General features: G+C 68.6%; 8 protein-coding genes. 3 read left to right on the top strand and 5 right to left on the bottom strand.

The features are described 5' to 3' along the window. Positions 1–36: 36 nt before the first annotated feature. Positions 37–681, bottom strand: coding sequence for a GntR family transcriptional regulator (locus Amac_RS00890; protein ID WP_170322244.1), 645 nt, complete (start codon positions 679–681; stop codon positions 37–39). A 488-nt stretch (positions 682–1,169) separates the two neighbouring features. Here Amac_RS00890 and lepB point away from each other — a divergent pair, with 488 nt between their 5' ends. Continuing rightward, a complete protein-coding gene (gene lepB / locus Amac_RS00885; RefSeq protein WP_281356237.1) occupies positions 1,170–1,628 on the top strand; it encodes a signal peptidase I in 459 nt (152 codons plus the stop codon). A gap of 308 nt (positions 1,629–1,936) precedes the next feature. On the opposite strand, the gene Amac_RS00880 is transcribed toward lepB, so the two are convergent. Next, positions 1,937–2,311 (bottom strand): DoxX family protein, encoded by a 375-nt coding sequence (locus Amac_RS00880; RefSeq protein ID WP_155352319.1) that lies wholly within the window; start codon positions 2,309–2,311, stop codon positions 1,937–1,939. A gap of 107 nt (positions 2,312–2,418) precedes the next feature. Here Amac_RS00880 and Amac_RS00875 point away from each other — a divergent pair, with 107 nt between their 5' ends. Next, positions 2,419–2,907, top strand: a complete 489-nt coding sequence (locus tag Amac_RS00875) for a MarR family winged helix-turn-helix transcriptional regulator (protein ID WP_246264945.1) — start codon at positions 2,419–2,421, stop codon at positions 2,905–2,907. A gap of 380 nt (positions 2,908–3,287) precedes the next feature. On the opposite strand, the gene Amac_RS00865 is transcribed toward Amac_RS00875, so the two are convergent. From Amac_RS00865 to Amac_RS00855, 3 genes are all read right to left on the bottom strand, one after another. Then, on the bottom strand, positions 3,288–4,085 hold the full coding sequence (locus Amac_RS00865) for a protein phosphatase 2C domain-containing protein (protein ID WP_155352318.1): 798 nt from the start codon (positions 4,083–4,085) through the stop codon (positions 3,288–3,290). Between the two features lie 278 nt (positions 4,086–4,363). After that, positions 4,364–5,164 carry a TIGR03084 family metal-binding protein gene (locus tag Amac_RS00860; protein ID WP_155352317.1) on the bottom strand — a complete coding sequence of 267 codons (801 nt, stop codon included), beginning with the start codon at positions 5,162–5,164 and terminating at the stop codon, positions 4,364–4,366. Between the two features lie 88 nt (positions 5,165–5,252). Continuing rightward, a complete protein-coding gene (locus Amac_RS00855) occupies positions 5,253–6,089 on the bottom strand; it encodes a carotenoid oxygenase family protein (RefSeq protein ID WP_155352316.1) in 837 nt (278 codons plus the stop codon). A 69-nt stretch (positions 6,090–6,158) separates the two neighbouring features. Here Amac_RS00855 and Amac_RS00850 point away from each other — a divergent pair, with 69 nt between their 5' ends. Continuing rightward, positions 6,159–6,806 carry a TetR/AcrR family transcriptional regulator gene (locus tag Amac_RS00850; protein ID WP_155352315.1) on the top strand — a complete coding sequence of 216 codons (648 nt, stop codon included), beginning with the start codon at positions 6,159–6,161 and terminating at the stop codon, positions 6,804–6,806. The last annotated feature ends 28 nt before the right edge of the window (positions 6,807–6,834 follow it).

Here is a 6,834-nt window from a genome sequence, read left to right as displayed (position 1 = left end):
CTGGCGGGAGGTGCGAGCCGCGCCGCCTCCGGAAAATCAGAGGGCGAACTTGACGCTGACCTCATCGGCCAGCTCGAAACGTCCCTGCTGGACGTGCGCCCTCATGGCACGCTCCGCCGCATCGGCGTCATGGGCCCGGATAGCCAGGACTATCGCCCGGTGCTCCGCCAGCGACCTCTCCATCCGCCCTTCGCGGCGGGTGACGATCGACGACAGCAGCCCTCGATGAAGCTGGTGGACAAGCAGACGGTAGTGATCCGTCAGGCGGTCATTGCTCGCCCCCTTGACGATCAGTTGGTGTAAACGCTCGTCCGTCGCGCTGTAACCATCGGTGTCCCCCGCCTGCGCGGCCGCCGCCATCTCCACCATCACCTCGTCGATCAGAGCGACGATCTCGTTGTTGGCGCGGTTGGCGCACAGTCTGGCCGCCATGCCTTCAACGGCCTCGCGGACCTCGAACAGGTCGAGTATCTCGTGGCGGCTAAGGCGCTTGACGAACGTGCCGCGCCGGTGCTCGATGGTGACGAAACCGGCGCTCTCAAGCTCTTTCAACGCCTCCCGCACCGGCATCCGGCTCACGCCGAACCGCTGAGCCAGACGCGCCTCGGAGAGCTTCTCCCCGTACGCGATCGTGCCAGAGGCTATGTCCTGCCGAAGCTGCCGGGCGATCGCGTCCTTCATCGACCCGCCGTCCGAACCATCGACGGACAACGAGTTCGCTGACGCGGCGGCTGCGCTTTGCGGCTTCTGGCGTGAACCGGCGCCGCCGCCACTCGACTGCGACCTCGCCATACACTGAGCCCCGTTCCCCATTGCGCCGACTAACGAACCGATATCTACCATACCAGTTGAGCTGCCATGATCGAGAACTTGCCGCAGCCGGTGGCGCAGTCCTGTCCTGCTCGAATATTGAGTTACGCGCCCTGAGCTGTGGTCAAGGGACGTGGTGGAATTCGCTGATCGTGCCGGCGACTACCGGTTTCCGGCGGATGGATCGCAGGTCGTGAGATCGGTCACGTCGCACGCGGGAGGGCGCGACCCGTGACGAGATTGTGATGGGGCGCGAGCTATTGGAGTCCTGCCTACCCTCGGTAATGCCATGATGAAACGTTATGGGTTATATATTTTGCCGGTAGTGGTTTTCTTTTCCCTGGTCGCGGGATGCGGCCTTGCCGATAGAGTCGTCGGGCGCCGGGGGTTATACCGTCCCAAGCGGAGCCATGGAGCCCACGATTAAGGCGGGCGGTCACGTTATGGCCGCCAAGCCCAGGGACGATTACGCACCCGAACTCGGTGACGCCATTCTTTTCCGAGCTCCGGAGTCGCGGGACAAGGACGGCGTCTATATCTCGCGAGTCATCGGTGTTCCAGGCGCCACTATCGAGTACTGCGACAATCAAGGGCGGATCATCCTGGACGGGCAACCCCTGGAGGAGCCCTACATCAAGGAGCCTCCCACCTCGTTAGCGACGTTCGGCCCGCTGACCGTTCCCAAGTCGCCCGCCATAGAGGTGTGCCCGGGATCCTCTCGTCTCCATAGACCGTGGAAGGGCAGATCGGCTGGTTCCGCCGCAACCATCTTGTCCCCATTCCGGACGTGCGGTCAGTTCAGGCTCTCAACGCGATGATCGACGAGTGGGACGCCGCGGACGAGGCCGCCGGATCGGCAGCCGGGCGCGGACCGTCGGGGAGTCCCTGGCGATCGAGCGGCCGCTGCCGGAGGAGCCGTTCGAGACCGGCACTGGTTCACCTCGCGTGTCGACCGGTTTGCCCAGGCCACGGTCCGCACCAACAAGTACTCCGTGCCGGTCCGGCGACTATGCGGCACTTCACGCTGGCCGCAGGTCTGTCCCGCGGACCAGACCCTAGGCGATCATGCCCATTCCGCCGCTGGACGGGAGATCGGGCCGCGACCGACGCCGCGGCCCGGTCCGTGTCAGAAGGCGTACGGCCCGAACCGTCCCCAGGCCACCACCGCGGCCAGGATCAGCAGCACCAAGTTCAGCGCCAGATACGGGAATTCCCCGCGCCGCGCGTGCACCACCATCGCGCCTACCATCATGAGCACCAGCCCGGTCGCGGCGAGCGGCACCAGGATCGGGGCGATGCCGGTCACCGCCGGGAGTATCAGTCCGATCGCGGCCAGCACCTCGATGACGCCGAGCGCCTTGATCGCGGGCGGCGGCCAGCCCTCGTACAAGCCCAAGCCGGAGGCGATCAGCTGCTCCCGTGATCGCAGCAGTTTCGTCGCGCCGGAGAACAGGAATGCGGCCGCGAGCAGCCCAGCAGTGACCCAGAGGACTACGTTCATGATTCACCCTGCCGTAGATTGACTTAAACGGTGAAGTGAAACGTAGACCGTTATGACTTCAACGCGCAAGTGATCAACACTTGCGCGTTGAAGTTATACTCGATGACGTGACCGACGAACCCCGCTGGCTGGACTCCGCCGAGGAGCAGACCTGGATCACCCTGGTCGCCATGCTGTTCCGACTGCCGGCCGCCCTCGACGCGCAGCTGCAACGCGACGCCGGACTCAGCCACTTCGAGTACCTGATCCTCGCCAGCCTGTCCGAGGCCCCGGAGCGCACGCTGCGGATGAGCGTCCTGGCCCTGCTCTCCGAGGGCTCGCTCCCCCGCCTCTCGCAGGCCGTCGGCCGCCTGGAGAAGCGCGGCTGGGTGCGCCGCACGCCCGACCCGACCGACGGCCGTTACACGCTCGCGATCCTCACCGACGACGGCTTCGACAAGATCGTCGCGACCGCGCCCGGCCACGTCGCCGAGGTTCGCCGCCTGGTCTTCGACCCGATGACCAAGGCACAGCCGAAACAACTGCGCGAGATCGGCGCCCGGGTACTGCGCGCCGTAGACCCGAACGGCCCGCGCCCCGGAACCCACCCCTTCTGACCAACGCCTTGGAGCACCACATCGGAACGAAAGCCGGCGACCACATCCGGTTCGTCTGCGGCCGCGACGACGCCCTCATCCGCGTCAAACGGGTGAGCCGGTATGCCTCATTCGAGGAGATGCTCGACTGCGAAGGCGCCGCCTACGTCAACCCCGACAGTCCCCGCGAGCAGCGGCTGGCCAACATCCGCCGCATCTACGGCCCGGAAAAGAGGCGCTCGGCGTGCTGGCCATCGAGATCGAACTCCTCCAATCCGCCGCTGCGTGACCGATCACCACGTCACCGAGCCGCACCCTCAGGACGAGCCAGGCCCCACGCGCCGTGCGGGCCCTCCGGCATCCGGGGGTCTTAGCATCACTGACCGGCGGGAAGGCGACGGTCAGGCCTCGCCGAGGTCGGTGCAGTGTGCGATCGTCGCATCGTCGGCCGCCACCGCGTGGCGCGCCTCCGCCTGACGGACACGATGGATGATTTCGGCGGGTCCGCTCGTCGCCAGGACGGTCATGACCTCTGGCCAGCCGGCGAGCTGGAACCGGTCCACGATGCGGCTGGCTCCATTGCTGAGCAGGGCGGCGCCGGCCAGTTCGGAGATCGGGCAGCTTCCGGTGATCGCCTCGTCTGCCGCCCGCGGGTCGTCCTTGGCCACCCAGAAGCCGTCCGGCCGGTTCCGGTTGGCGCGCAAGTCTCGCAGGAGCCGCTGGTATTCCTCGCTTCCCGCGGCGGCGGCCTCGAGCGCGGGCTGGTACGACCGGCTGATGATCACCTCCCGCGGATCGGAGACGACGAGCGGCGCATCCTCTGCTCTGTCCAGGACGAGAACCGAGTCACCGAGCACCAGGTACTCGATGAGGCCGCCGGACAGGCGCAGGATGGCGACGGTCGCCGACGGACTGATGGGGTTGGCGACGTCGCAGGTGTCCCGATGATCGTCCGTCACCCGCTCGATGGCCTCGGCGAGCAGCGCCGAAAGACTGCGGTCCCGCACGAGTGACAAGAGGCTCAGGAGGCTGCCTCCCAGGTGGCTGGCGTGCCAGGCCACCCCATGCCGGCAGATCGATTCACTGCCGGGGACGCCGGCGCCGTCGATCAGCACAGCCGCCGTCGGCACGGCGCCGGTGAAGTCCTCGTTAACGCGGCCGGCCCGTCCCGCGGCCACGCTCGTCATCGCCACCCGCATGCTCTGCCGCCGCCCTCCTGCAGATCAAGGCGTCGACCATACAACCGCTTACCACACATCTGCCGCCGCGCGGACGCGTCGGGCCCACAGTCCGGCCCTTGAGCAGTATCCGGATTCGCCGCGAGCCGCGCGATCCAGGATGAGCGACTCGTCACCATACGTGAGCCGCATGGCGGGGGCGACGACCAGGCGGAGAGCGGCGTCCGCGGTGGCGCCGAAACAACCTCCGCCCGCAGACCCGCAGCCGCCAGAGTGCGGTCGCTTCTCGCGAACATCGATCAGGTCGTTGACCTGAACTGCCCCGGAGTACGGCCGTCCCCTGCTGGGCCCCGATACGCCTGCGCGATGTCCATCCAGCGATCGGCCTCCGCGCCCGCCGCCGCCAGGTCGAGATCGTCCCGATGCCGCCGCCGCGTCACCAGCAGGCAGAAGTCCGCCGCCGATCCCGTGATCCTGTTCGGCGAATCCTCGGGCCCGAACGTCCACAACGCCCCGGACGGCCCGCTGAGCTCGAACCGGAACTCCCCCTCCGGCGGGGTCAGCCCCCGCGCCAGATACCCGAACGTCCAGGTCCGGATGGCGAAGGCCACGATGAGCTGGATCCTGTCTGTTCGCTCCGGCTTGATGCCCAGTGCGTCGGCGATGTCCTGGCCGTGGCCGAACAGCTCCATCATGCCCGCCATGCCGAGCACGGCCGGGGGCAGCGGATTGACCAGCCACGGCACCATCTGGTCCGGCGGCGCGGCGGCCAGCGCCTTGATCGCGCCGTCCCGCTCGGCCCGCCACTGGGTCAGCAGCACGTCCGGCGGCTCGGCCAGGAAGCCCGCCATCGCATGCCGGACATTGGCGTCGAAGTCCGGCGAGAGCTTCGACGCCAGCGCGGCGAACGCCTCCGCGTTGGAGGCGGCCAGGCCCGCCATCCGGAACGTCGCCGACAGGTGCGCGATCTGGTGCGCGATCGTCCAGCCCGGCGAGGGCGTCTCCAGCGCCCACTTCGCCGCGGGCAGGTCGGCCACCATGCGGTCCACGTCGTCGCCGTCCGCGGTGAGCGCGGCGATCACTAGGTTCAGGTCGGTCATGTCGGTGCCCTCTCGCCCGGATGTCGCAAGACCCGTCCGTTTCATCGTCACGAGAGGCGTCTGCCGCCGCACCTTTTGCCGTGCGCACCTACTCGGGCAGCCAGGCCGCGCGGTCGCTCACACCCACGCTGACCGGCAGCTGGACCACCGCGCGCGGGTGGGCCAGGTCAGCAATCTGGAAGACGAACAGCGCCCCCCGCCGGGCGACCGGGTCGTGCCCGAGGACCAGCAGCCACTCCCCCACCGGCACCGGCCGCCCGGCCTGCCAGCCCGCGCCCAGGTCTACCCGGCGCTGCCCGAGCGCGAGGATCGGCAGGCCGGCGGGCAGCCAGAACGGTTCCCTGGTTCCGCAGCGCGGGAGCAGCCCCACCCGGGTCCCCCGCCCGGGCTGCGCCACATACGGCAGCCGGGTCTTCAGCAGGGCCGCCGCCCGGTGATAGGCCACCGGCGGATGAATCATCACCAGATACCGTTCCGTGAGTTCCACCGCGCTGATGAAAGGCGCCGGGTCCGCGAGCGCGAACGGCACCGTGCGCACCACCGTGCCGTCGGGCTCGGCCGTGAGATGCTCGGCGCAGCCCAGATCCGGGTACGTGACGACGGTGTGCCAGCATCCCGTCCGCGCGTCCCGTGCCGGACGGGCCACCGTGATGTCCGGCCCGCCGGACGGGCACATCCAGAGCGCGGGAGCGAGAGCCGGAATCGGCCCGAACGGCGGCCTCCCGCACAAGGGCGCCGGCGCGCGATACCAGCGTGCGACGCCGTCGCGGAGCCGTACGCCCGAGTGCACGAGCGGCCCCGCGAGCGGGTGGGCGGCGCGCGGGTTGGGCAGCGCCTGGACCAGCGAGCCGGTCAGCTCGGCCGGTAGGCAGCCCTCCACCACCAGCTGATCCTCGACCAGTAGTGCGACGTCGTGTGCGGTCATGACCGACGCCTCCCGAAAACATAACAGTGTTGTGGTTAATACATATCGCTGTTATGCAATAATGTCAAGGTGAGCCCTCGACGATCGGACCCCGCCACTAAGCCCGCCCTCGTGGACATCGCGGCCCGGCTGCTCGCCGAGAACGGCCCGCAGGCGCTCTCCACCCGCCGTATCGCCGCCGAGGCCGACAGCTCCACGATGACCGTCTACACCCACTTCGGCGGCATGAGCGGGCTCGTCCGCGAGATGGTCAGGGAGGGCTTCGCCCGGCTGCAGGAACGCCTCACCAGCGTGCGGGCGACTTCGGATCCGGTGGCCGACATGGCATTGCTCGGCCGCGCCTACCGCTTCAACGCCCTGGCCAACCCGCACCTCTACGCGGTGATGTTCGGCGGCTCCTCGCTGGCCGGGTTCTCACTGTCGGAGGAGGATCGCCAGCACGGCCGCTACACCCTGGGCAACGTGGCCGAGTGCGCGGAGCGCTGCCTGGCGAGCGGCCGGTTCCGGCCGGGCGACGCGATCCTGGTGGCGCACCAGATGTGGATGGCCGTCCACGGCCTGGTCACGCTGGAACTCGGCGGCTACCTCATCCCGCCGTACGACGCGGACGCCTGCGTGGAGGAGCAGCTGGTCGGGCTGATGGTGAGCGCGGGGGACGCCTGGGAGGCGGCCACCGAGTCGGTGGCGCGGTCGCGGGAGCGGATCGACGAGATCTAGATGTGTTAACTAGAAAGTCGTGATCTGG

This window comes from Acrocarpospora macrocephala, assembly GCF_009687865.1.
In the GTDB taxonomy this organism is placed as follows: Bacteria; Actinomycetota; Actinomycetes; order Streptosporangiales; family Streptosporangiaceae; genus Acrocarpospora; species Acrocarpospora macrocephala.
The sequence above is the reverse complement of the archived record's forward strand: the minus strand, read 5'-3'. Positions and strand labels throughout refer to the sequence as shown.

Bases quoted from the DNA above. Each gene is read 5' to 3' on its own strand.
- Amac_RS00890 (WP_170322244.1), bottom strand. From the start codon at position 681: ATGAAGGACGCGATCGCCCGGCAGCTTCGGCAGGACATAGCCTCTGGC.
- Amac_RS00855 (WP_155352316.1), bottom strand. From the start codon at position 6,089: ATGACCGCACACGACGTCGCACTACTGGTCGAGGATCAGCTGGTGGTG.
- Amac_RS00880 (WP_155352319.1), bottom strand. From the start codon at position 2,311: ATGAACGTAGTCCTCTGGGTCACTGCTGGGCTGCTCGCGGCCGCATTC.
- Amac_RS00860 (WP_155352317.1), bottom strand. From the start codon at position 5,164: ATGACCGACCTGAACCTAGTGATCGCCGCGCTCACCGCGGACGGCGAC.
- Amac_RS00865 (WP_155352318.1), bottom strand. From the start codon at position 4,085: ATGCGGGTGGCGATGACGAGCGTGGCCGCGGGACGGGCCGGCCGCGTT.